At 69.0% G+C, this 23,904-nt stretch carries 14 protein-coding genes; 11 read left to right on the top strand and 3 right to left on the bottom strand.

Annotated features, from left to right (window positions below):
- Window positions 1-41: 41 nt before the first annotated feature.
- Window positions 42-2,702 carry a SpoIIE family protein phosphatase gene (locus tag OHS16_RS07160; RefSeq protein WP_328536337.1) on the bottom strand — a complete coding sequence of 887 codons (2,661 nt, stop codon included), beginning with the start codon at window positions 2,700-2,702 and terminating at the stop codon, window positions 42-44.
- Between the two features lie 261 nt (window positions 2,703-2,963).
- On the opposite strand from OHS16_RS07160, the gene OHS16_RS07155 reads away from it, so the two are divergent.
- The 10 genes from OHS16_RS07155 to OHS16_RS07110 all read left to right on the top strand — a co-directional run bounded on the left by OHS16_RS07155 (window position 2,964) and on the right by OHS16_RS07110 (window position 17,399).
- Window positions 2,964-8,459 (top strand): HAMP domain-containing protein, encoded by a 5,496-nt coding sequence (locus tag OHS16_RS07155; protein ID WP_328536336.1) that lies wholly within the window; start codon window positions 2,964-2,966, stop codon window positions 8,457-8,459.
- A gap of 244 nt (window positions 8,460-8,703) precedes the next feature.
- A complete protein-coding gene (locus OHS16_RS07150; protein WP_328536335.1) occupies window positions 8,704-9,384 on the top strand; it encodes a response regulator in 681 nt (226 codons plus the stop codon).
- Window positions 9,385-9,494: 110 nt separating this feature from the next.
- On the top strand, window positions 9,495-12,287 hold the full coding sequence (locus tag OHS16_RS07145; RefSeq protein ID WP_443042571.1) for a DNA translocase FtsK: 2,793 nt from the start codon (window positions 9,495-9,497) through the stop codon (window positions 12,285-12,287).
- 203 nt (window positions 12,288-12,490) lie between these two features.
- The gene (locus OHS16_RS07140; RefSeq protein WP_328536334.1) at window positions 12,491-13,291 is read left to right on the top strand and encodes a helix-turn-helix domain-containing protein; all 801 of its coding nucleotides are present in this window, start codon (window positions 12,491-12,493) and stop codon (window positions 13,289-13,291) included.
- A 48-nt stretch (window positions 13,292-13,339) separates the two neighbouring features.
- A complete protein-coding gene (gene rimO / locus OHS16_RS07135) occupies window positions 13,340-14,803 on the top strand; it encodes a 30S ribosomal protein S12 methylthiotransferase RimO (protein ID WP_328536333.1) in 1,464 nt (487 codons plus the stop codon).
- Window positions 14,800-15,456, top strand: a complete 657-nt coding sequence (pgsA, locus tag OHS16_RS07130) for a CDP-diacylglycerol--glycerol-3-phosphate 3-phosphatidyltransferase (RefSeq protein WP_328536332.1) — start codon at window positions 14,800-14,802, stop codon at window positions 15,454-15,456. Before rimO ends, pgsA begins: the two co-directional genes overlap by 4 nt.
- Complete coding sequence (locus OHS16_RS07125) at window positions 15,453-15,962, top strand: CinA family protein (RefSeq protein WP_328536331.1); 510 nt, start codon at window positions 15,453-15,455, stop codon at window positions 15,960-15,962. The genes pgsA and OHS16_RS07125 overlap by 4 nt, the downstream gene beginning before the upstream one ends.
- A gap of 109 nt (window positions 15,963-16,071) precedes the next feature.
- On the top strand, window positions 16,072-16,455 hold the full coding sequence (locus OHS16_RS07120) for a helix-turn-helix domain-containing protein (protein WP_328536330.1): 384 nt from the start codon (window positions 16,072-16,074) through the stop codon (window positions 16,453-16,455).
- A gap of 126 nt (window positions 16,456-16,581) precedes the next feature.
- The gene (locus tag OHS16_RS07115; protein ID WP_328536329.1) at window positions 16,582-17,052 is read left to right on the top strand and encodes a Dps family protein; all 471 of its coding nucleotides are present in this window, start codon (window positions 16,582-16,584) and stop codon (window positions 17,050-17,052) included.
- A gap of 98 nt (window positions 17,053-17,150) precedes the next feature.
- The gene (locus tag OHS16_RS07110; RefSeq protein WP_328536328.1) at window positions 17,151-17,399 is read left to right on the top strand and encodes a hypothetical protein; all 249 of its coding nucleotides are present in this window, start codon (window positions 17,151-17,153) and stop codon (window positions 17,397-17,399) included.
- Window positions 17,400-17,415: 16 nt separating this feature from the next.
- On the opposite strand, the gene OHS16_RS07105 is transcribed toward OHS16_RS07110, so the two are convergent.
- Both OHS16_RS07105 and OHS16_RS07100 read right to left on the bottom strand, forming a co-directional pair.
- Window positions 17,416-18,204 carry an Fpg/Nei family DNA glycosylase gene (locus tag OHS16_RS07105; protein ID WP_328536327.1) on the bottom strand — a complete coding sequence of 263 codons (789 nt, stop codon included), beginning with the start codon at window positions 18,202-18,204 and terminating at the stop codon, window positions 17,416-17,418.
- A gap of 146 nt (window positions 18,205-18,350) precedes the next feature.
- A complete protein-coding gene (locus OHS16_RS07100; protein ID WP_328536326.1) occupies window positions 18,351-22,988 on the bottom strand; it encodes an ATP-dependent helicase in 4,638 nt (1,545 codons plus the stop codon).
- A gap of 58 nt (window positions 22,989-23,046) precedes the next feature.
- On the opposite strand from OHS16_RS07100, the gene OHS16_RS07095 reads away from it, so the two are divergent.
- Window positions 23,047-23,886 carry an AraC family transcriptional regulator gene (locus OHS16_RS07095; protein WP_328536325.1) on the top strand — a complete coding sequence of 280 codons (840 nt, stop codon included), beginning with the start codon at window positions 23,047-23,049 and terminating at the stop codon, window positions 23,884-23,886.
- Window positions 23,887-23,904 lie beyond the last annotated feature (18 nt).

Here is a 23,904-nt window from a genome sequence, read left to right as displayed (position 1 = left end):
GGCAGCCATTCACGCCCAGGTGAACAACGCCTGCCACGGCACTAGTTGGCGTGCGGCTCGGGGACGCGCATGGCAAGGATCGCCATGTCGTCCGACGCCGGCTCCGCGGCGAAGCGCTCCACCGCCCGCAGGATGCGTCCCGCTACCGCGCCGGCGGTCAGGCCCGTACACGTGCTGAGGACATCCGCCAGACCGTCGTCCCCGAGCATCCGGGTGCCTTCCCGGCGTTCGGTCACTCCGTCGGTGACGCAGAGCAGCACATCGCCCGGGTCGAGGGTGATGGTCTGCTCGTACAGCTCCAGATCCTCCATGACACCGAGCAGCGGTTGCGGTTCGGCCGCGGACTCCACCGAGCCGTCCTGACGCAGCCTCAGGGGAAGCGGGTGGCCGGCGCAGACCATCTTGAGCACGGCGCTGCCGTCCTCCTGCGGCCACAGCTCGCCGTACAGCAGGGTCAGAAAACGGCTGCGGGAGCCCTCGTCGAGAATGGCCGCATTCAGACGTTCCAGGACCGCCGGCCCTCCGAAGCCCTCACGGGCGAGAAGACGGAGCGCGTGCCGGGCCAGGCCGGTGACTGCCGCTGCCTCCGGGCCGGTGCCGCAGACATCGCCGATCGCGAAGCCGTAGGCACCGTCGCGGATCGGGAAGAGATCGTAGAAGTCGCCGCCGACCTCGTTTCCCTCGCCGGCCGCCCGGTAGATGACCTCGACCTCCACGTTGGGCACCTCGGGCAGGCCGGGCGGGAGCAGGCTGCGCTGCAGGGCCTGGCTGATCGCCGTGCGCTCCGAGTAGAGGCGGGCGTTGTCGAGGGCGAGCGCAGCACGCCGGGAGAGGTCCTCGGCGAGTTCCAGGATCTCCTGGCGGAAGTGGTCGTCGGACGGCTTCCCGAGAGTGAGCATGCCGATGACACGGTTACGGGCGACGAGCGGCAGGACGACAGTCTCGCCGCCCACGGCCGCGGCGGTGGCCAGCGTCGTGCCGATCCCGGAGCCGAGAGCGGGGGTGGAGCCCAGACCGAGACTGCGCATCGACGAGGTCAGCGCAGCCTGATGGGCGGCCTCCCCGGGAGCGGCCCAGATCCGGGCGCCGGGGGTGGGAACGGGCTCGGGCGGGTTGATCTTGGACAGCAGCGCCTTGAGGCCGTCGATCCGTTCCTCGTCCTCGTGCAGCACATACGAGAGGTAGGGCTCCGACGACTGGTCGGCGATCGTGTAGACGGCGCACCAGGCGGCCAGTGTCGGCACGGTCATCTGCGCCATCAGCGCCAGTGTCTGGTCACGGTCGAGCGTGCCGGCCAGCAGGTCGGACGCTTCCACCAGGAAGGAGAGGGAGCCCCGGCGGAGCTTCTCCAATTCACCGAGACGGGCGGACTCCACGGCGAGTGCGATGCGGTCGGCAGCGAACTGCAGGCGCAGCGCCTCTTCGTTGGAGTACCGGCCTGGAGCCTCCGCGGAGACGCCGAGTGAACCGGTGAGGCGGCCCTCGACCTTGAGCGGGACGGTGACGACCGACCGCATCCCGGTGCCGTTCAACAGCGGAACCGCGCCGGGGACGGCGGCCAGATCCTCATGAACGGCGGGCATCCGCGCTGACCCGTAGCGTCCCGCACCGGTTTCGACGGGTACCCGGGCGAAACGCTGGCGGGCCGATGGGAGGCCGGTGGTGGCCCGTACCTCGAGTTCGGTCTCGTCGTCGGTCGCGAGCAGCAGAAAGCCCGCGTCCGCGTCGAGCATGTCCCGAGCACGCTCCACGGTGCGCTGGAGCAGGCTGTCGAGGTCGTCCGGTGCAGGAGAGCCGATGAAGACTTCGAAGGGGTCGGTGGTGTGGTTGTCGGTGAAGGAGTTGGCAGCATTCTGAGGAGCCCGCTGCGGGGTCTGCAGGACCGCGCGTTCCTGTTCGCGGACCAGCAGGCAGACCGTCGAAGGCTCGCCCTCGGCATCGCGTACCCGCAAATGCGACGCGTACACGGGGACGACCCGGCCGTCCGCGCCGCTGATGCCGTAGCTGCCCTCCCACCTGGACAACTGGAGCGCCTCGGCGATCCCGGTGCCGGTGCCGGGGGTGTGCGGCCAGGCCGCGAAATCGGTCAGCTGCTTGCCGACGACATGCTTGGCCGGATAGCCGAACAGCTCCTCGGCGTCCTCGTTCCAGGCGGACACCGCCCCCGTACGGTCGATCTGGATCACGGCCACCCGCACATGGCTGTCGGCGACAGGCAGCAGCGGCACGGGGAGCAGCGGACCCGCCGAGCGGGCACCCACCGGGCGCTGCGGCAGGTCGAGCTGGAACCAGACCTGCTTCTGGGTGGGGGTGTAGTCCACCCCCCAGCGGGAGGCGAGGGCAGCGCAGAGCAGCAGCCCGCGGCCGCCCTCGCTGTCGGGGCTGCCGAACGACTGCCCGGTGGTCTGGAGCGGGACTTCACGCTCCGGATAGTGGTCGGCGACCTCGACGCGAATGCCCTCGTCGGTGCGCAGGCACAGCACATCCGCGGTGGTGCCCGCGTGGACCACGGCGTTGGTGACAAGCTCACTGGTGAGGACGACAGCGTCGTCGACGACGTCGGAGTAGCCCCAGCCCTGGAGTGTGTCGCGGACAAAAGCTCGGGCGGTCGCTACCGACCGCCCGACCGGTTCGAAGCTGGCAGCCGCCCGCGCGGTGATCACAGAACTCCTCGTACGCGTCTCGACGCCCGGCTCTGCCATGTGCCCCGCCCCTCGGTGCCCGGTGGTAGTACTGGTGCCTCCGCCCCCGCCGGGCGGACCGGGACGGTTGGACAGCCGGATGCCAGGTTACTTACCTTCGCAGTCCGTGCGGATGCCGGTCACAGGGTTTCCGCCCTGAGAGGGCGGGGACGGTATGCAAAGCTGCCGAACTGTTATGGCCTGGTTCTGCCATGGTGAAACACTGGGCAAGCTTCTCAAGACAGCCCGGGCAGTACGGCCAACCCCTGCGGGAGGGACACGGTGGAGTCTGGCACGGCGACGCGTGGCAAGAACACGCGTGCAAAAAGCGGACAGTCCCCTAAAAAGCGACACAATGGGACAACTGAGGTGGATACCGCCGCCCTGGGCAGACTCCTGACCGCTCTGGCCGCGATGCGCGACGGGAATTTCCGCCGGCGTCTGACGGTCTCGGGCGAGGGCCCGATGGCCGAGATCGCGGCCGTTTTCAACGAGGTCGCCGACCGGAACCTCCACCTCACCGGCGAGATCGCCCGGGTGCGCAGGATGGTCGGCCGCGAGGGAAAGCTCACCGAAAGGCTGGAGACCGGGGCCCTGGAGGGTTCCTGGGCCGCGGCGATCGATGCGTCGAACGAGCTGGTCGACGATCTGGCGCGGCCGGTCTCCGAGGTCGGAAGAGTGCTGTCGGCGGTGGCCGATGGTGACCTGGAGCAGCGGATGGACCTGCGCTCCCAGGCGATGGACGGCGTGGAGCGGCCGCTGCGCGGCGAGTTCCTGAAGGTCGCGCGCACCGTCAACAACCTGGTCGACCAGCTATCGGCGTTCACCGACGAGGTCACCAGAGTGGCGCTCGAGGTCGGTACCGAGGGCAAGCTCGGCGGGCAGGCCCAGGTGCGCGGTATGTCCGGTTCGTGGAAGGACCTCACGGACTCGGTCAACACCATGGCCTACCGGCTCACCGCTCAGGTGCGTGACATCGCCCTGGTGACGACAGCAGTTGCCAAGGGCGACCTGTCACGCAAGGTCACCGTGCATGTCGCCGGTGAGATGCTGCAGCTGAAGAACACCGTAAACACGATGGTGGACCAGCTGTCCTCGTTCTCGTCCGAGGTGACCCGGGTGGCCCGCGAGGTGGGTACGGAGGGCGAACTCGGCGGCCAGGCGGTGGTGCCCGGTGTGGCCGGGGTGTGGAAGGACCTGACCGATTCGGTGAACACGATGGCCGGCAACCTGACATCCCAGGTGCGCGGTATCGCGGAGGTCACCACGGCAGTCGCCAACGGCGATCTCTCGCAGAAGGTCACGGTGAGCGCCCGGGGCGAGGTCGCCCAGCTCGCCGAGACGATCAACCAGATGACCGAGACACTCCGTACGTTCGCGGACGAAGTGACCCGGGTGGCGAGCGAGGTCGGCGCGGAGGGGCTGCTCGGCGGCCAGGCACAGGTGCCCGGCGCCGCCGGCACCTGGAAGGACCTGACCGACTCGGTCAACACCGTCTTCCGCAACCTCACCACTCAGGTGAGGGACATCGCCCAGGTCACCACGGCGGTGGCCAACGGCGACATGACCCAGAAGGTCACCGTCGATGTGGCCGGCGAGATGCTGGAGCTGAAGAACACCGTCAACACGATGGTGGACCAGCTGCAGTCCTTCGGTTCCGAGGTCACCCGGGTCGCCCGCGAGGTCGGCGTCGAGGGCCGCCTGGGCGGCCAGGCCGAGGTGCCCGGGGCCGCCGGTACCTGGAAGGACCTGACCGACTCGGTGAACACGGCCTTCCGCAACCTCACCGGTCAGGTGAGGGACATCGCCCAGGTGACCACGGCGGTCGCCAACGGTGATCTGTCGCAGAAGGTCACCGTCGATGTGGCCGGCGAGATGCTGGAGCTGAAGAACACCGTCAACACGATGGTGGCGCAGTTGTCGTCCTTCGCCGATCAGGTGACCCGGATGGCGCGTGACGTGGGCACGGAGGGCCGTCTCGGTGGCCAGGCCCGGGTGGACGGCGTCAGCGGCACCTGGAAGGAACTCACCGACTCCGTCAACTTCATGGCGGGGAACCTGACCTCGCAGGTCCGCCAGATCGCCCAGGTGACCACCGCGGTTGCCCGTGGTGATCTGTCGCAGAAGATCGATGTGGATGCCCGGGGCGAGATCCTGGAGCTCAAGAACACCATCAACACGATGGTCGACCAGCTCTCCGCCTTCGCCGATCAGGTGACCAGGGTGGCCCGTGAGGTGGGTACCGACGGCCGTCTGGGCGGCCAGGCGCAGGTCCCCGGAGTGGCCGGAGTATGGCGTGATCTGACCGACTCGGTGAACGGCATGGCCGGCAACCTCACCGCCCAGGTCCGCAATATCGCCCAGGTGGCGACCGCGGTTGCCCGTGGTGATCTGTCGCAGAAGATCGATGTGGATGCCCGGGGCGAGATCCTGGAGCTCAAGAACACCCTGAACACGATGGTCGATCAGCTGTCGTCGTTCGCGGAGCAGGTGACCCGGGTCGCCCGTGAGGTGGGCACCGAGGGGATCCTCGGCGGCCAGGCCGAGGTGCAGGGTGTGTCCGGTACGTGGAAGGACCTCACCCAGTCCGTCAACTTCATGGCCAACAACCTGACGTCCCAGGTGCGGAACATCGCCGAGGTCACCACCGCGGTGGCCAAGGGCGATCTGTCGAAGAAGATCACCGTCGACGCCAAGGGCGAGATCCTCGAACTGGTCACCACGGTCAACACGATGGTCGATCAGCTGTCGTCGTTCGCGGAGCAGGTGACCCGCGTCGCCCGCGAGGTGGGCACCGAGGGCATCCTCGGCGGCCAGGCCCGGGTGCGCGGGGTCACCGGCATCTGGGAGGACCTCAGCGACAACGTCAACCTGATGGCCAACAACCTGACGAGCCAGGTCCGCAACATCGCGCAGGTCGCCACCGCGGTCGCGAACGGAGACCTGACCAAGAAGGTCACGGTGGAAGCGCGGGGCGAGGTCGCCCAGCTCGCCGACACCGTCAACACCATGGTGACGACTCTGTCGTCGTTCGCCGACGAGGTGACCAGGGTGGCCCGTGAGGTGGGCACCGAGGGTTCGCTCGGCGGCCAGGCGCGCGTGCCCGGAGTGTCGGGTACATGGAAGGACCTCACCGAGTCGGTGAACTCGATGGCGTCCAACCTGACCGGACAGGTGCGTCAGATCGCCACCGTCACCACGGCCATCGCCAAGGGTGATCTGACGAAGAAGATCGATATCGACGCCCAGGGCGAGATCCTCGAGTTGAAGACCACCATCAACACCATGGTCGACCAGTTGTCGAGCTTCGCCGACCAGGTGACCCGGGTCGCCCGTGAGGTGGGCACCGAAGGGCAGCTGGGCGGCCAGGCGCGGGTGCGCGATGTGGACGGCACCTGGCGCGACCTCACCGAGTCGGTGAACGAGATGGCCGGGAACCTGACCCGTCAGGTGCGGGCCATCGCTGCGGTCGCCACCGCGGTGACCCGCGGTGACCTCAACCTGAAGATCGACGTGGATGCCGCGGGCGAGATCCAGGCGCTCCAGGACAACATCAACACGATGATCGCCAACCTGCGTGACACCACGGTCGCCAACAAGGAACAGGACTGGCTGAAGGGCAATCTGGCCCGTATCTCCGGCCTGATGCAGGGCCGCCGGGATCTTGCGGACGTGGCGTCGCTGATCATGAGCGAGCTCACCCCCGTCGTCTCGGCGCAGCACGGTGCGTTCTTCCTGGCGATGGCGAGCGGCAACGGCAGCTCCGCCGAGGTCGTCGCCGGTGGCGAGAGCTCGTACGAGTTGCGGATGAGCGGAAGTTACGGATACTCCGCCGGCACCATGGCGACGACCTTCAGGCCCGGTGAGACGCTCATCGGGACGGCGGCAGAGGAAAAACGCACGATCCTGGTGGAGAACGTGCCGCCGGGCTATCTGAAGATCTCCTCCGGTCTCGGCGAGGCGCCGCCGGCGCACGTCATCGTGCTGCCGGTGCTGTTCGAAGGACAGGTGCTCGGTGTGATCGAGCTGGCGTCCTTCCAGCCCTTCACCCATATCCAGAAGGACTTCCTGAACCAGATCGCGGAAATGATCGCGACCAGCGTCAACACCATCAGTGTCAACACCAAGACCGAGGTGCTGCTGAAGCAGTCGCAGGAACTCACCGAGCAGCTCCGTGAGCGGTCCGCCGAACTGGAGAACCGGCAGAAGGCGCTGCAGGCCTCCAATGCCGAACTCGAGGAGAAGGCCGAGCTGCTGGCGCAGCAGAACCGCGACATCGAGGTGAAGAACACCGAGATCGAAGAGGCCAGGCAGGTGCTCGAGGAGCGTGCCGAACAGCTCGCCGTCTCGATGCGGTACAAGTCGGAATTCCTGGCGAACATGTCGCACGAGTTGCGCACCCCGCTCAACTCCCTTTTGATCCTGGCAAAGTTGCTCGCCGACAACGCCGAGGGGAACCTCTCCCCGAAGCAGGTGGAGTTCGCCGAGACGATTCATGGGGCCGGTTCGGATCTGCTCCAGCTGATCAACGACATCCTCGACCTGTCGAAGGTCGAGGCGGGCAAGATGGACGTCAGTCCGACCAGGATCGCGCTGGTCCAGCTCGTCGACTACGTCGAGGCCACCTTCCGGCCGCTCACCGCGGAGAAGGGCCTGGACTTCTCGGTCAGGGTGTCGCCCGAACTGCCCGCCACCCTGCACACCGACGAACAGCGGCTGCTGCAGGTGCTGCGTAATCTGCTGTCCAACGCGGTGAAGTTCACCGACACCGGGGCGGTGGAGCTGGTGATCAGGCCGGCCAACGCCAATGTGCCCACCGCCATCCGTGCCCAGTTGCTCGAAGCGGGCTCACTGCGGGACCCCGACGCCGATCTGATCGCCTTCTCGGTCACCGACACCGGCATCGGGATCGCGTCGACGAAGATGCGGGTGATCTTCGAGGCGTTCAAGCAGGCGGACGGCACGACCAGCCGCAAGTACGGCGGTACCGGCCTCGGCCTTTCCATCAGCCGGGAGATCGCGCGGCTGCTCGGTGGTGAGATCCACGCGGCGAGCGAGCCGGGGCGCGGCTCGACGTTCACGCTCTATCTGCCGCTGCACCCCAGTGAACTTCCGCCCCAGGGGTACCCGCAGCTCAATGGCGGTGGTCCGGAGCGAGCTCCGGGCGAGAACGGCCGTGGTGACGCCGCCGAGTCCGGCAGGAACGGCGGGATGGCTGCCACGGACGGCCAGGGCGGCCCCGCGGGTCTCTTCCGGCGCCGGCGCAAGGCGCTGGGTTCCGCGGGCCGGCAGACGGCGCTCCCCGGCACACCTGCCACCCAGGAGGCGTCGACGACGGCTCAGGAGCCGTGGGCCGGGGACGAGCAGGAGGCTGCCCCCGAGCCGCGCCGGGTCTTCCAGTTCAACGGGGAGAAGGTGCTCATCGTCGATGACGACATCCGCAACGTCTTCGCGCTCACCAGCGTTCTCGAGCAGCACGGTCTCTCGGTGCTGTATGCGGAGAACGGCCGTGAGGGTATCGAAGTCCTCGAACAGCACGATGATCTGACGCTGGTCCTGATGGACATCATGATGCCGGAGATGGACGGTTACGCGACGACGACGGCGATCCGGCGGATGCCGCAGTTCGCGGGGCTGCCGATCATCGCTCTGACCGCCAAGGCGATGAAGGGCGACAGGGAGAAGGCCATCGAGTCCGGCGCTTCCGATTATGTGACCAAGCCGGTCGATCCTGATCACCTGCTCACTGTCATGGAGCAATGGATGAGCGGGGAGTGATCGATTACGGGGCCGATCATCGCGACTTGTTGACTGAGTGTGGCGGGAGGCGTGTGAGCCCGGGGTATCCGGGGAACCTTCTGGTCTCCCGCCACGTTTCTGGTACGTGCACAGTGACATTGCGGTGACAGGGTGTGGCGACAGGCGGGGTGCGGTTACCATGACCGGCACAAGGACGGGCGGCGTAACGGAGCCGTCCCCTGGGGCGGCGCCCGGTGCACTTCCGGGACGAGGAGGACGGGCCATGGTACAGAAGGCCAAGATCCTCCTGGTCGATGACCGGCCGGAGAATCTGCTGGCGCTGGAGGCCATCCTCTCTGCGCTCGATCAGACACTGGTGCGGGCATCGTCAGGGGAGGAGGCGCTCAAAGCGCTGCTTACGGACGACTTCGCAGTCATTCTGCTGGACGTCCAGATGCCGGGCATGGACGGTTTCGAGACGGCCGCGCACATCAAGCGGCGAGAGCGGACCCGGGACATCCCGATCATCTTCCTCACCGCGATCAACCACGGGCCGCACCACACCTTCCGCGGTTATGCCGCGGGGGCGGTGGACTACATCTCCAAGCCGTTCGATCCGTGGGTGCTCCGCGCGAAGGTCTCGGTCTTCGTCGAGCTTTATATGAAAAACTGCCAACTCCGCGAGCAGGCGGCACTGCTCCGTCTCCAGCTGGAGGGGAACGGCCACGCGGTCGGCGACACCAAGGAGCCCGCCGGGCTGCTGGCCGAACTCTCGGCCCGGCTCGCGGCAGTTGAGGAACAGGCCGAGGCGCTCTCCAAACAGCTCGACGACGAGTCGGCGGACGCCGCCGCGGTCGCCACTGCGGCACACCTGGAACGCAAACTCACCGGGCTCCGCAGGGCTCTCGACGCGCTGGAACCAGGTGCCGGGGGAGTCGCACCCTCGCTCCCCTCGCAGAACTGACGGCCAGTCCGGCTGATTTCGCGTCAAGAAGGCTCTTTTGCAGGGCGACACGAACGGGTGAAGCGGTGGGCACACGTGTCCGTTGGCGTCGACACCGGTAACCTCGGCGCATGGCCTCACGTACGTCCGGCAATGGTTCCCCAGGTGCGGCGGGCACCGCGAAGCCGCGCGCCGGCCGTGCAGCGGGCGCAGCCAGGAAGGCGGCGCCCGCGAAGAAGACCGCAGCGAAGAAGGCTGTGGCGAAGAAGACCGTCCCCGCCAGGAGGGCGCCTGCCAGGAAGGCGGCTGCCAGGCCGTTGCCCAAGGCGGCACCGTCCCCCACCGGCGGTGTGTACCGGCTCATCAGGGCGCTCTGGCTCGGCGTCGCCCATGGCGTCGGTGCCATGTTCCGCGGCATAGGCCGTGGGGCGAAAGGGCTCGACCCCGCTCATCGCAAGGACGGCGTCGCCCTGCTGCTGCTCGGTCTCGCGTTGGTCGTCGCCGCCGGTACCTGGTCGAATCTTCACGGCCCGGTCGGCGATCTCGTCGAGATGCTGATCACCGGCGCCTTCGGCCGGCTCGACCTGCTGGTGCCGATACTGCTGGGCGCGATCGCCGTGCGGCTGATTCTCTATCCGGAGAAGCCGGAGGCCAACGGGCGGATCGTCATCGGGCTCTCCGCGCTGGTCGTCGGCGTTCTCGGGCAGGTCCACATCGCCTGTGGCGCGCCGGGACGCGGTGAGGGCACCGCTGCTCTGCAGGACGCGGGCGGACTGATCGGCTGGGCCGCGTCCAAGCCGCTGATCTTCATGATGGGCGAGGTGCTCGCCGTACCGCTGCTTCTGCTGCTGACCGTCTTCGGGCTGCTGGTCGTCACTGCCACGCCGGTCAACGCCATCCCGCAACGGTTGAGGGCGCTGGGAGCGAGGCTGGGCATCGTCGATCCCGCGCCGGGCGACGAATCGGCGGAGGACGACGAGCGGTACGAAGAGCAGTGGCGCGAGGCGCTGCCCGCGGGATCCCGGCGACCCTCCCGCGGCCGCGCGGGCTCCGCTGACTCGATGGGCCCCGACGACGCGGAGGAGGAGGCCCTCACCCGGCGCCGCCGGCCGCGCCGGCAGTCGGTGCAGCCCGCTTCCGGCCGCTCCATGGACGCCGTGGATGTGGCAGCGGCGGCCGCCGCGGCGCTGGACGGAGCCGTACTGAACGGGCTGCCGCCATCGCCGCTGGTCGCGGATCTGACGCAGGGCGTGGCGGTGGACCGCGACCGGGTCGAGGGCACCACTCCGTCGAAGTCCCCGTCCGCGCCGGTGCCGTCGGCTCGCGAAGCCGGGCGGCCGTCCCGGTCCGAGGACTCCGGGGCCCAGTCCGTGCCGGATCTGACCAAGGCTTCGCCGAAGACGTCGGAGCCACTGCCGGCCCGCGCCGAGCAACTGCAGCTGTCCGGCGACATCAGTTACGCGCTGCCGTCGCTCGACCTGCTGGAACGCGGTGGGCCCGGGAAAACCCGCAGTGCGGCCAACGACGTGGTCGTCGCCGCGCTGTCGAACGTCTTCATGGAGTTCAAGGTCGACGCCGCTGTCACCGGCTTCACCCGCGGTCCCACGGTCACCCGGTACGAGGTCGAACTGGGTCCCGCCGTGAAGGTCGAGCGGATCACCGCACTCACCAAGAACATCGCCTACGCCGTCGCAAGCCCGGACGTGAGGATCATCTCGCCGATCCCGGGGAAGTCAGCGGTCGGTATCGAGATCCCGAACACCGACCGCGAGATGGTCAACCTGGGCGATGTGCTGCGCCTCGCGGACGCGGCCGAGGATGATCACCCGATGCTGGTGGCGCTCGGCAAGGATGTCGAGGGCGGCTACGTGATGGCCAACCTCGCCAAGATGCCGCACGTCCTGGTGGCAGGCGCGACCGGATCGGGCAAATCCTCCTGCATCAACTGTCTGATCACCTCGGTGATGATAAGGGCGACGCCCGAGGACGTCCGGATGGTGCTGGTCGATCCCAAGCGGGTTGAGCTCACCGCCTACGAGGGCATCCCGCACCTCATCACCCCGATCATCACCAACCCGAAGAAGGCCGCGGAGGCTCTGCAGTGGGTGGTGCGGGAGATGGACCTGCGCTACGACGACCTCGCCGCGTACGGCTACCGGCACATCGACGACTTCAACCAGGCTGTGCGCAACGGCAAGGCAAAGGCGCCGGAGGGCAGCGAACGCGAGCTCTCGCCGTACCCCTATCTCCTGGTGATCGTCGATGAGCTGGCGGACCTGATGATGGTCGCGCCGAGGGATGTCGAGGATTCGATCGTGCGGATCACCCAGCTGGCACGGGCTGCCGGTATCCATCTGGTACTCGCCACCCAGCGGCCGTCGGTCGATGTCGTCACCGGGCTGATCAAGGCGAATGTGCCTTCCCGGCTCGCCTTCGCCACCTCGTCGCTGGCCGACAGCCGGGTCATCCTCGACCAGCCGGGCGCGGAGAAGCTGATCGGCAAGGGCGACGGGCTCTTCCTGCCCATGGGTGCGAACAAGCCGACCCGTATGCAGGGCGCCTTCGTGACCGAGGACGAGGTCGCCCTTGTCGTCCAGCACTGCAAGGACCAGATGGCACCGGTCTTCCGCGATGACGTCGTGGTCGGCACCAAACAGAAGAAGGAGATCGATGAGGACATCGGCGATGACCTGGACCTGCTGTGCCAGGCGGCCGAGCTGGTTGTCTCTACCCAGTTCGGTTCGACGTCGATGCTGCAGCGCAAGCTGCGGGTCGGCTTCGCCAAGGCGGGCCGGCTCATGGACCTGATGGAGTCGCGGAACATCGTCGGACCGAGCGAAGGGTCGAAGGCCCGCGACGTCATGGTGAAGCCCGATGAACTGGATGGAGTACTCGCGGTCATCCGCGGAGAGGCTCATCCGTAATGGTTCGGAGGGCAACCGTTTCCCCCGGCCGTACGTCAAGTTGGAGAGAGGGCCGGGAAATGTTCCGAAGTCGGGCCGTCCGGGAACACCGGATCAACGACAGACCTGATGGCGTACAAACTCCGCCCTCCGGTTGCCCCACCCTTTCTCCACCCCCCTAGACTGAACATCCAGCAGGTGGCTCACGCTCGAAAGGCGCCCCCGTGTCCATCGGCAACTCCCCCGAAGACAACCGTCCTTCGATCGGTCATACCCTCCAGCAGGCCCGGATCGCCGCGGGCCTCACGGTTGACGAGATCAGTACCTCCACACGGGTGCGCATCCCCATCGTGCACGCGATCGAACAGGACGACTTCTCCCGCTGCGGCGGCGATGTGTACGCCCGCGGCCATATCCGCACGCTCGCCCGCGCCGTGGGCGTCGAGCCGGCCCCCCTCATCGAGCAGTACGACGCCGAGCGCGGCGGACGTCCCGCCCCCACTCCGGCGGCGCCGCTCTTCGAGGCGGAACGGATCAGGCCCGAGCGCCGTCGTCCGAACTGGACCGCCGCGATGGTGGCGGCGATCGTCGCCGTGATCGGGTTCGTCGGCTTCACCATGTTCGGCGGTGGCAGCGGCAGCCAGGGCAAGAACTCCGTCGCCAGCGGTCCCACGACCGCCACCAAGGCGCCGAAGCCCACCCCCAGCAAATCCGCACCGCCGAAACCCGAGCCGTCGGACAGCGCCATCGCGGCCGTGCCGAAGGACAAGGTCACGGTCAAGGTGTCCGCGGTCGACGACAAGAGCTGGATCTCGGCGAAGGCGCACAACGGCAAGCTGCTCTTCGACGGAACGCTCGCCAAGGGCGAGTCCCGGACCTTCACCGACGGGCAGCAGGTCGATCTGATCCTCGGCAACGCCGGCGCGATCCAGTTGTTCGTGAACGGCAAGGACGTCCAGAACGACTTCCAGACAGGCCAGGTCGAGCGTCTTTCCTACACCAAGGGCGACCCCGAGGTCGGCTGATCACCCTCGCGGATCGGGTATGGGCCGGGACAAAGTAGTCTTGAGCCCATGCCCGAACGCCGTACCGTCGCCCTTGTCACTCTTGGCTGCGCCCGTAACGAGGTGGACTCGGAGGAGCTCGCAGGCCGCCTGGCAGCGGACGGCTGGGACCTCGTCGAGGACGCCGCCGCTGCTGACGTGGCCGTCGTCAACACCTGCGGATTCGTCGAAGCCGCCAAAAAGGACTCCGTAGACGCCCTGCTCGAAGCCAATGATCTCAAGGATCACGGCAGAACCCAGGCCGTCGTCGCGGTCGGCTGCATGGCCGAGCGGTACGGCAAGGACCTCGCCGAAGCCCTCCCGGAGGCGGACGGAATCCTCGGGTTCGACGACTACGCGGATATCTCCGACCGGCTCCAGACCATCCTCAACGGCGGAATCCACGCCTCGCACACCCCGCGCGACCGGCGCAAGCTGCTGCCGATCAGCCCGGCCGACCGGCAGGACTCGTCCTCGGTCGCACTTCCGGGCCACGCCCAGGACGCACCGCCGGAGGACCTTCCGGAAGGTGTCGCTCCGGTTTCCGGACCCCGGGCGCCGCTGCGGCGCCGGCTCGGAAACAGCCCCGTCGCGTCGGTGAAGCTGGCGTCGGGCTGCGACCGCCGCTGTTCCTTCTGCGCCATCCCCTCCTTCCGCGGTTCCTTCATCTCCCGGCGTCCGTCCGATGTCCTCGGTGAGACGCGCTGGCTGGCCGGACAGGGTGTGAAGGAGGTCATGCTGGTCTCCGAGAACAACACCTCGTACGGCAAGGACCTCGGCGACATCCGGCTTCTGGAGACGCTGCTGCCCGAGCTCGCCGAGGTCGAGGGCATCGAGCGGATCCGCGTCAGCTATCTGCAGCCCGCCGAGATGCGCCCCGGACTCATCGACGTCCTGACCTCGACACCGAAGGTCGCGCCCTACTTCGACCTCTCCTTCCAGCACTCGGCGCCCGGCGTGCTGCGTGCGATGCGGCGCTTCGGGGACACCGACAGGTTCCTCGAGCTGCTGGACACCATCCGCGGCAAGGCTCCGCAGGCGGGGGTCCGGTCCAACTTCATCGTGGGCTTCCCCGGCGAGAGCGAGGCCGACCTCGCCGAGCTCGAGCGCTTCCTCACCGGGGCGCGGCTGGATGCCATCGGAGTCTTCGGTTACTCCGACGAGGACGGTACCGAGGCGGTCGGTTACGAGAACAAGCTGGACGCCGACGTCATCGCCGAGCGGCTGGCGCACATTTCCCGCCTCGCCGAGGAGCTGACCTCCCAGCGGGCCGAGGAGCGGCTCGGTGACACCCTGTCGGTGCTGGTCGAGTCAGTCGACGAGGTGGACGGCGCGGTGGGCCGCGCGGAGCACCAGGCCCCCGAGACGGACGGCCAGGTGATCTTCACGGCAAGCGAGGGCCTCGTCCCCGGCCGTATGGTCGTGGCAAAGGTGGTCGGTACCGAAGGCGTCGACCTGGTGGCCGAGTGTCTCGGTGAGGAGGCAGGCAGATGACCGGAGTCCCGGCATCCGCCACCGGCGGTACCGGAGCAAAGCCGGCCCCCGGGGGCAAGCTGGGCGCTGCGGCCGTCAACCAGGCCAGCCTGTGGAACGTCGCCAACCTGCTCACCATGGTCCGGCTGGTCCTCGTGCCCGGCTTCGTCCTCCTGCTGCTCCATGACGGGGGCTATGACCCGGAGTGGCGTGCCTGGGCATGGGCCGCCTTCGCCGTCGCGATGATCACTGACATCTTCGACGGTCATCTGGCCCGTACGTACAACCTGGTCACCGACTTCGGCAAGATCGCCGATCCCATCGCCGACAAGGCGATCATGGGGGCGGCGCTGATCTGCCTGTCGTATCTCGGAGATCTGCCCTGGTGGGTGACGGGGGTGATCCTCTTCCGTGAGCTGGGCATCACGCTCATGCGGTTCTGGGTGATCAGGCACGCGGTGATTCCGGCCAGCCGGGGCGGAAAGCTCAAGACGCTGGCGCAGGGCACGGCGGTGGGGATGTACGTCCTGGCTCTCACCGGCCCGCTGGCCACGCTGCGGTTCTGGGTCATGGCGGTCGCCGTGGTGCTGACCGTGGTGACCGGACTTGACTATGTACAGCAGGCTGTGACGGCGCGGCGTATGGGGCTTGCGGCGGAGCGGGCCGCACGGTGAGCGCCGCAGCCCTGGTGCTCCGGACGCTCGCCGGGCGCGGTGAGACCCTCGCCGCTGCCGAGTCCCTGACCGGCGGCCTGGTGGCCGCGGAGCTCACATCGGTGCCGGGGGCCTCGCGGGTCTTCCGCGGGTCCGTGACCGCTTACGCCACCGCTCTGAAGCACGATGTTCTGGGTGTCGACGGCGCGCTCCTCGACGCGCGCGGTCCGGTGAACGCCGAGGTGGCACAGCAGATGGCGGCCGGGGTACGGCGGGTGATGGGTGCCGACTGGGGAATGGCGACCACCGGGGTGGCCGGACCTGACGCACAGGACGGGCAGCCCGTGGGAACGGTATTTCTAGCGGTTTCCGGACCCGGAGGCGCCGGGAATGTGGCTGCCTTGCGGTTGAACGGGGACAGGGCGGAAATCCGTATGGAGAGCGTACGAAGCGTTCTTGAGCTGCTCTCCGTCGAACTCCGCGAGAATGCGCGGGCACAGGATACGGAACAGAACGGGGGGAATTGATGTTTGCAGCCCTGAGTGAACACGACATCGCTCCCCGCACGGCCGCGGCGCGAGGCGGTACGGTGGGGCGAGAAGGATGCGGCTACGCGGTCCGAGGAGGGAGCCACCGATGATTCTGCTCCGTCGCCTGTTGGGTGACGTGCTGCGTCGGCAGCGCCAGCGCCAGGGCCGTACTCTGCGCGAAGTCTCCTCGTCCGCCCGAGTCTCTCTCGGTTATCTGTCCGAGGTGGAGCGGGGGCAGAAGGAGGCATCCTCCGAGCTGCTCTCCGCGATCTGCGACGCGCTTGACGTACGGATGTCCGAGCTCATGCGTGAAGTGAGCGACGAACTCTCGCTCGCCGAGCTGGCCGAGTCGGCAGCTGCCAGCGAGCCTGTACCCGCGCCGGTACGGTCGATGCTCAATTCCGTCTCCGTGTCCTCGGTGACGGGTGTAGCGACTGAACGAGTGACGATCAAGGCCCCCGCGGAAGCGGTGGACGTCGTCGCTGCTTAGCGAGAGCGATACAGCTCCGGCCGGTCCCGAGGGACCGGCCGGAGCTGTTTTTATGTCCGTGATGCCCGACTTGTCCGTAGATGTGCCATGGTGGAAAGGACGTACGAACATACAGGAGGATTTCGCATGGCTGGCGTGAAAAGCTCTCTGTCCGACGCCGATCTGAAGGTGGTCGGAGACGCACTTCAGGGCGCGCTCGCGGATCTCGTCGATCTGTCCCTGGTGGCCAAGCAGGTGCACTGGAACGTGGTCGGCCCCCGCTTCAGGTCCGTGCACCTCCAGCTCGACGAGGTGGTGGACACGGCCCGGCAGTACACCGACACCGTGGCGGAACGGGCCTCGGCGATCGGCGTTACCCCTGACGGGCGGGCGGCGACGGTGTCCAGAACGAGTGCCATCAGCGAGGCGCCGGAGGGCTGGATCAAGGACGGCGACGCCGTGCGGATCCTGGTGACCGCACTCGGAGCGGTCATCGAGCGCATGCGGGAGCGCATCAAGACGACCGACGAACCGGATCCGGTGACCCAGGATCTGCTGATCGGTGTCGCTGCCGACCTCGAAAAGCATGCATGGATGTTCCAGGCGGAGAGCGCGTGATGCTGTGCATAGGCGCCGGGTGCGCGCCCGGCGCGCCCTCCGCCCGGGTGATTGTCCTCCTCTGGAACACGCTTTAGCGTCGGTCGGAGGAGGCAGTCATGGTAGAGCGACGGGTGCCGGCTCTGGCGTCGGCTGCGGTGGCGAGCGGGCTGTGGTGCTGGGTGGCGCTGAGGCTGGTGCTGGCGCCCGCAGACGTGGGGCCGCTGGAGAGCGCCGTGGCCGTCGGCGGCTGGGGCCTCAGCCTGCTGCCCGTGCATGTCGTCGCGGTGCCTGCCGCCGTGTCGTCAAGGCGCGCGGCAGCTGCGGAACCCGACGGGGGGACCGGGGCGGGCGACGGCGTGAGCTGAAGCGACGGGCCGTCAACTAGGGCGTGGGACCCGCCTGGCACCGTGGGCACCAGTAGGTCGGGCGTTCACGGCTGCCGTCGCCCTGGTTCGCCTTGCGGACGGAGGTCCCGCACCGCAGACATGGCCGGGGCGCCCGCCCGTAGACGAACAGGCGCTGATTGCGCAGCCCTGTCGTCATCCGGACCGGCCGGTCCCGGTTGGCCTCCAGAAGCTTCTTCGCCACCGTTACGGCCCGCTCGGGAAGGCGGAGCTCGCCGGTGGGGAGCCAGGGGGTGACACGGAGCAGAAAACAGATCTCGGACTTGAAGACATTGCCCACGCCGGCCAGATTGCGCTGGTCGAGGAGGGCCTCGCCAATGGGGCGGGAGGCTTCGGCCAGCAGATTGCTCAGCGCGGTCTCCGGATCCCAGTCGGGCCCCAGGAGATCCGGTCCGAGGTGTCCCACCGCCTTGTTCTCGTCCGCGGTGCGCAGCAGCTCCAGCACCGGCAGACGGTAGCCGACCGCCGTGTGATCGGCGTTGGCGAGCACCGCGCGGATCTCGTACGCGGGGCCGCCACGCCAGTGCTCGTCCGGGGAGTAGATCTTCCAGGCGCCGTCCATCCGCAGATGGCTGTGCAGGGTGAGGCCGCCCTCGATGCGGGCGAGCAGATGCTTGCCGCGCGGCGTGACGTCGAGAACGGTGCGTCCGGTGAGGTCGGCGGTGGCGAAGCGCGGCACTCGCAGATCGGACCGGATGAGGGGGCGACCGGCGAGAGCCGCGTGCAGGCGCACCGCGGCCTGAGCGACGCTGTCTCCTTCGGGCATCCCACCATGATGCGCGAGGTGCGGTCGGTTCATCAGGCTGATCGCACTGTGGTGGGCCGCGTCGCCACCCTCCATGCGCCGCTGAGACCGGCCGCCGGCCCTGCTCAGGTGATGGGTCACTCCGGGATGCCACGGCGCACCTGAGGTCAGGCGCGGAGCCGCAGCCCTCTCGGCGTGGCCACGAATCCGGCGGCCTCCAGGTGCCGGCCCAGATCCGACGTCAGTGCCGATTCGCCGTTGGTGCGTTCCACGGTCAGTGTGCCGAGCGCGCCCGCGCGGGCCGATGCCGCCAGGGCCTGACCGGCGGCAGGCAGCCGGAGATCGTCGGGCCCGGCAGGCCAGGCCAGCAGACTCTTGCCGCCGCGCTCCAGGTAGAGGACCAGCTCCCCGTCCACCAGCACGACCAGCGATCCCGCCTTGCGACCCGGTCTGTGGCCCGCACCCCCGGGTGACTCCGGCCAGGGCAGCGCCGCGCCGTAGGCATTCGCCGGATCGGCCGCCGCGAGCACCAGCGCGCGGCCGGGGGGACCCGCCTCCATGCGGTCCCGGGCGGTCGCCGCCGTACGCAGCCGGTCGACGGCACCCTCCATCGCGAACTGGGCCGCGCCCAGGCCTTCGACGACGTAGCCCCTGCGGGCCTGACCACTGTCCTCGAATGCCGAGAGGACGCGGTATACAGCCGAGAATCCGCCCTCGACCCCTTCGGCGGCGACCGCACCGCGCGTGACGACGCCGTGCCGGTCGAGCAGCGTACGGGCCAATGCATGGGCACGGTGGGTCGCATCCGACTCGGTCTCCGGAAGCACGGACCAGCGGCCCGATACGGTCGGCGGACCGGTACGTGAAGTGGGGCGGGCGGCGCCGGTGAGTGAGCCGTACCGGCCGCGGGGAACGGTGCGCCGGGCCCGATGAGCCGTGGAACCCGCGGTGCGGCCCGAGCCCAGCAGGGAGCGGAGCGGGGCCAGCGAGTCGTTCGTCAGCCGGCCGGACCACGCGAGGTCCCAGACCGCGTCGGCCAGTTGTGTGTCCGTGGCGTCGGGATGGGTGGTGGCGCGCACCTCGTCGGCGATCTGGCGGAAGAAGAGACCGTAACCGGGTGAGAGCACCTTGAAGACGGACTCGTGCAGCGCGCTGAGTTCCAGCGGGTGCGGGGGCGGAACGAGCAGCGGGGCGGCGTCCGCGAGGAAGAGCGAGATCCAGCCGTCCTTCCCGGCAAGCGCACCCGCGCCGGCCCAGACCACCTCACCCGTGGTGGTGAGTTCATCGAGCAGGGCGGGGGTGTAGCCGGCCACCCGTGAAGGGAGGATCAGCTTCTCCAGCGCCGATGCCGGGACAGGAGCGCCCTGCAGCTGCTCCACCGCGCGGGCCAGGCCGTCGATACCGCGCAGACTGCTGCCCTCGAGATGCTGCCATTGAGGCAGGAAGGAGGCGAGCGCTGCGGGAGCAACGGGTTCGAGCTCCTGGCGAAGGGCAGCCAGCGAGCGCCGGCGCAGTCGGCGCAGCACAGTGGCGTCGCACCACTCCTGGCCGATGCCGGACGGGTGGAACTCGCCCTGCACCACCCGGCCCGCCGCCGCGAGACGCTGCAGCGCGCCGTCGGTGACCGCGGTGCCCAGGCCGAAGCGTGCCGCGGCCGTGGACGAGGTGAAGGGGCCGTGCGTGCGTGCGAAGCGGGAGAGAAGATCGCCCAGCGGGTCCTTGACCGGCTCGGTGAACGCCTCGGGTACGCCCACCGGAAGGGCAGTGCCCAGCGCGTCCCGCAGTCGGCCGGCGTCCTCGATCGCCGCCCAGTGATCCGCCCCGGCGATACGGACCCGGATGGTGCGGCGGGCTGCCGCGAGCTCGGAAGCCCATCCGGGCTCCGCGCCGCGCACGGCGAGCTCCGCGTCGGTCAGCGGGCCGAGCAGCCGCAATCGGTCGGCGACGCCCTCGGCGTCCTTGATCCGCCGGTCCTCGGCCAGCCACTGGAGCTCGCTCTCCAGCTCGTCCAGCACATCGGCGTCGAGCAGTTCGCGCAGCTCGGCCTGGCCCAGCAGCTCGGCCAGCAGGCGCGAGTCGAGGGAGAGGGCGGCCGCCCGCCGCTCGGCAAGCGGGGAATCCCCTTCGTAGAGGAACTGGGCGACATAGCCGAAGAGCAGGGACCGGGCGAACGGCGACGGCTCCGGGGTGGTGACCTCGACGAGTCGCACCCGCCGTGACTCGATGTCGCCCATCAGCTCCGTGAGCCCGGGCACGTCGAAGACGTCCTGGAGGCACTCCCGGACCGCTTCCAGGACGATCGGGAACGAGCCGAACTCGCCGGCCACCTGCAGAAGCTGCGAGGCGCGCTGGCGCTGCTGCCACAGCGGTGTCCGCTTGCCCGGGCTGCGCCGGGGCAGCAACAGCGCGCGCGCCGCGCATTCGCGGAACCTCGCGGCGAAGAGCGCCGACCCACCGACCTGGTCGGTGACGATCTGGCTGACCTCGCCCTTGTCGAAAGCGACATCGGCGGCTCCCAGCGGAGCCTGCTCACTGTCGTACTCAGGTCCGGGTGCCTGGGTCTGCGTGGCCGGGGCGCTGTCCAGCAGGTCGAGGCCCATCAGGTCGGCGTCGGGCAGCCGCAGCACGATGCCGTCGTCGGCATGCATCACCTGGGCGTCCATGCCGTACCGCTCGGAGAGCTTGGCGCCGAGAGCCAGCGCCCAGGGGGCGTGCACCTGAGCGCCGAAGGGTGAATGGACGACGACCCGCCAGTCGCCCAGCTCATCGCGGAAGCGCTCCACGACGATGGTGCGGTCGTCGGGGACATGGCCGCAGGCCCGGCGCTGTTCGTCGAGGTAGGACAGCACGTTCTCCGCGGCCCAGGTGTCGAGACCGGCGGCGAGCAGCCTTGCGCGGGCGTCGTCGGGAGTCAGACCGCCGACCTCGCGCAGGAAGGCTCCGACCGCACGGCCCAGCTCCAGCGGGCGGCCCAGCTGGTCGCCCTTCCAGAACGGCAGGCGGCCCGGCACACCCGGCGCCGGTGTGACCAGCACCCGGTCCCGGGTGATGTCCTCGATACGCCAGGAGGTGGTGCCCAGGGTGAATACGTCCCCCACCCGGGATTCGTAGACCATCTCCTCGTCCAGCTCACCGACCCGCCCGCCACCCTTTTTCGGATCGGTACCGGCAAGGAAGACACCGAAGAGGCCGCGGTCGGGGATGGTGCCGCCGGAGGTTACGGCGAGACGCTGCGCCCCGGGGCGGCCGGTGACCGTACCGGTGATCCGGTCCCAGACCACGCGCGGTCGCAGCTCCGCGAAGGCGTCCGACGGATAGCGCCCGGCGAGCATGTCCAGCACTCCGGTGAAGGCCGATTCGGGGAGTGCGGCGAACGGCGCCGCCCTGCGGACCACCGTCAGCAGGTCGTCGGCCTGCCAGCTGTCCAGGGCGACCATGGCCACCAGCTGCTGGGCCAGCACGTCCAACGGGTTGGCCGGGATCCGGAGTGCTTCGATCGAACCCGTACGCATCCGCTCGGTGACTACTGCGGCCTGCACCAGGTCGCCCCGGTACTTAGGGAAGACCACCCCGGTCGACACCGCTCCCACCTGGTGGCCCGCACGGCCCACCCGCTGCAGTCCGGAGGCGACGGACGGCGGCGACTCGACCTGGATGACCAGATCCACCGCACCCATGTCGATGCCGAGCTCAAGGCTGGACGTGGCGACCACGGCCGGCAGCCGGCCCGCCTTCAGATCCTCCTCGACCTGGGCGCGCTGCTCCTTGGACACCGAGCCGTGATGGGCGCGGGCGAGCAGCGCGGGCGCTCCCCTGGCCGCGCCGGACTCAGCCATGATCTCTGCGGGGGAGTGCGCGTCGGGCATGGGCTCCCCGGTGGCCCGCTCATAGGCGATCTCGTTGAGGCGGTTGCACAGACGCTCCGCCAGGCGGCGGGAATTGGCGAACACGATGGTCGAGCGATGCGCCTGCACCAGATCGGCGATGCGCTCCTCGACATGAGGCCAGATCGACGGCTTCTCCGCCTTGTCCGGGTCGATGTCGGATGCCGGCGAGCCGCCCAGCTCGCCCAGATCCTCGACCGGAACGACCACCGACAGCTCGAACTCCTTGCCCGAGGGGGGCTGGACGATCTCGGCCCTGCGCTGCGGCGACAGATAACGGGCGACCTCGTCCACCGGCCGGACCGTCGCGGACAGGCCGATGCGCCGCGCCGGCCGGGGGAGCAGCTCGTCGAGCCGCTCCAGTGACACAGCGAGGTGTGCACCGCGCTTGGTGCCCGCCACCGCGTGCACCTCGTCCAGGATCACGGTCTCGACGCCCGCCAGCGCGTCCCGGGCAGACGAGGTGAGCATCAGGAACAGCGACTCGGGCGTGGTGATCAGAATGTCCGGCGGCTTCGTCGCCATCGAGCGGCGCTCGGCCGCCGGGGTGTCGCCCGAGCGGATGCCCACCCTGATCTCCGGCTCGGGCAGCCCCAGCCGCACCGACTCCTGACGGATTCCGGTGAGAGGACTGCGCAGATTGCGCTCCACGTCGACCGCGAGGGCCTTCAACGGCGACACGTACAGCACCCGGCAGCGCTTCCTGGCATCGGTGGGCGGCGGAGCCGACGCAAGCTGGTCGAGGGCGGCCAGGAAAGCGGCGAGAGTCTTCCCGGAACCGGTCGGCGCGACCACCAGGACGTCGGAGCCCTCGGCGATCGCCCGCCACGCACCGTCCTGTGCGGACGTGGGCGCGTCGAAAGCCCCCGTGAACCAGCCGCGGGTCGCGGGGGAGAAGGATTCGAGTGCCGGCCTGACCATGACCCCATCGTGCACCTCCCCACTGACAACAGCTCGGAGCAGGGGAAATAATGGAGTCATGGCCCCCGGAACCGAGGAGCAGGCGAGGCACTGGCGGCTGGACGAACTGCCCGGTGTCGATCTGCTGCACGCGCGCTACATCCGGAAATCCTTTGCCTGGCACACGCACGAGACCTTTGTCATCGCGGCGATCACCCATGGCGTCGAGGCCTTCCATCACCGCAACGAGCTCGTCCGGGCGGGGGCGGGCCAGCTCGGCCTGGTGAACCCCGACACGCCGCACACCGGTTACGCGGGGGTGCCCGAAGGGTGGACCTATCGCACGCTCTATCCGGCAGCCGATCTCATCGCCGGGATCGCGGCCGACATCAGCACCCTCAGCGGTCCCGTCGGATTCACCTCGCCGGTCGTGGACGACCCCGGCGCGGCTCAGTTGGTCGTCGGGGTGCACGAGGCGGCCGAGCAGGGAAACGCGCTCGCCGCGGACACCATGCTGAGGCTCGCCGTGGCCCGGTTGCTGCGCTCCCACGGCGGCACCATCCCCGAACGCCCCGCGCGCACGGCCGGAGCGCGGAACGCCGCACGCGCGCGGGCGGTCCTGGAGGAGGAGATGGCGCGGCCGCCTTCCCTCGAGAAACTCGCCGCCGACCTCGGCACCAGCCCGTTCGCCCTGCTGCGGGCCTTCAAGGACACCTACGGCATGCCACCGCACACCTGGCTCACCGACGCACGGGTGCGCCGGGCCCGCCGGCTGCTGGACGCGGGCGCGGCGCCGGCGGAAACAGCGGTCGCTGTCGGCTTCACCGACCAGCCTCATCTGAACCGGCACTTCGCCAGGATTGTGGGGGTTCCCCCCGGTGCGTACCGTCGTGGGCGCGCAAGAACGTACAAGACCTGACCAGCTCGCGATCCGTAA

Origin of the sequence: Streptomyces sp. NBC_00344 (genome assembly GCF_036088315.1) — a bacterium.
Classification (GTDB): domain Bacteria; phylum Actinomycetota; class Actinomycetes; order Streptomycetales; family Streptomycetaceae; genus Streptomyces.
Note: the sequence above shows the minus strand (reverse complement) of the source record. Positions and strands in the feature narration are given on the sequence as shown.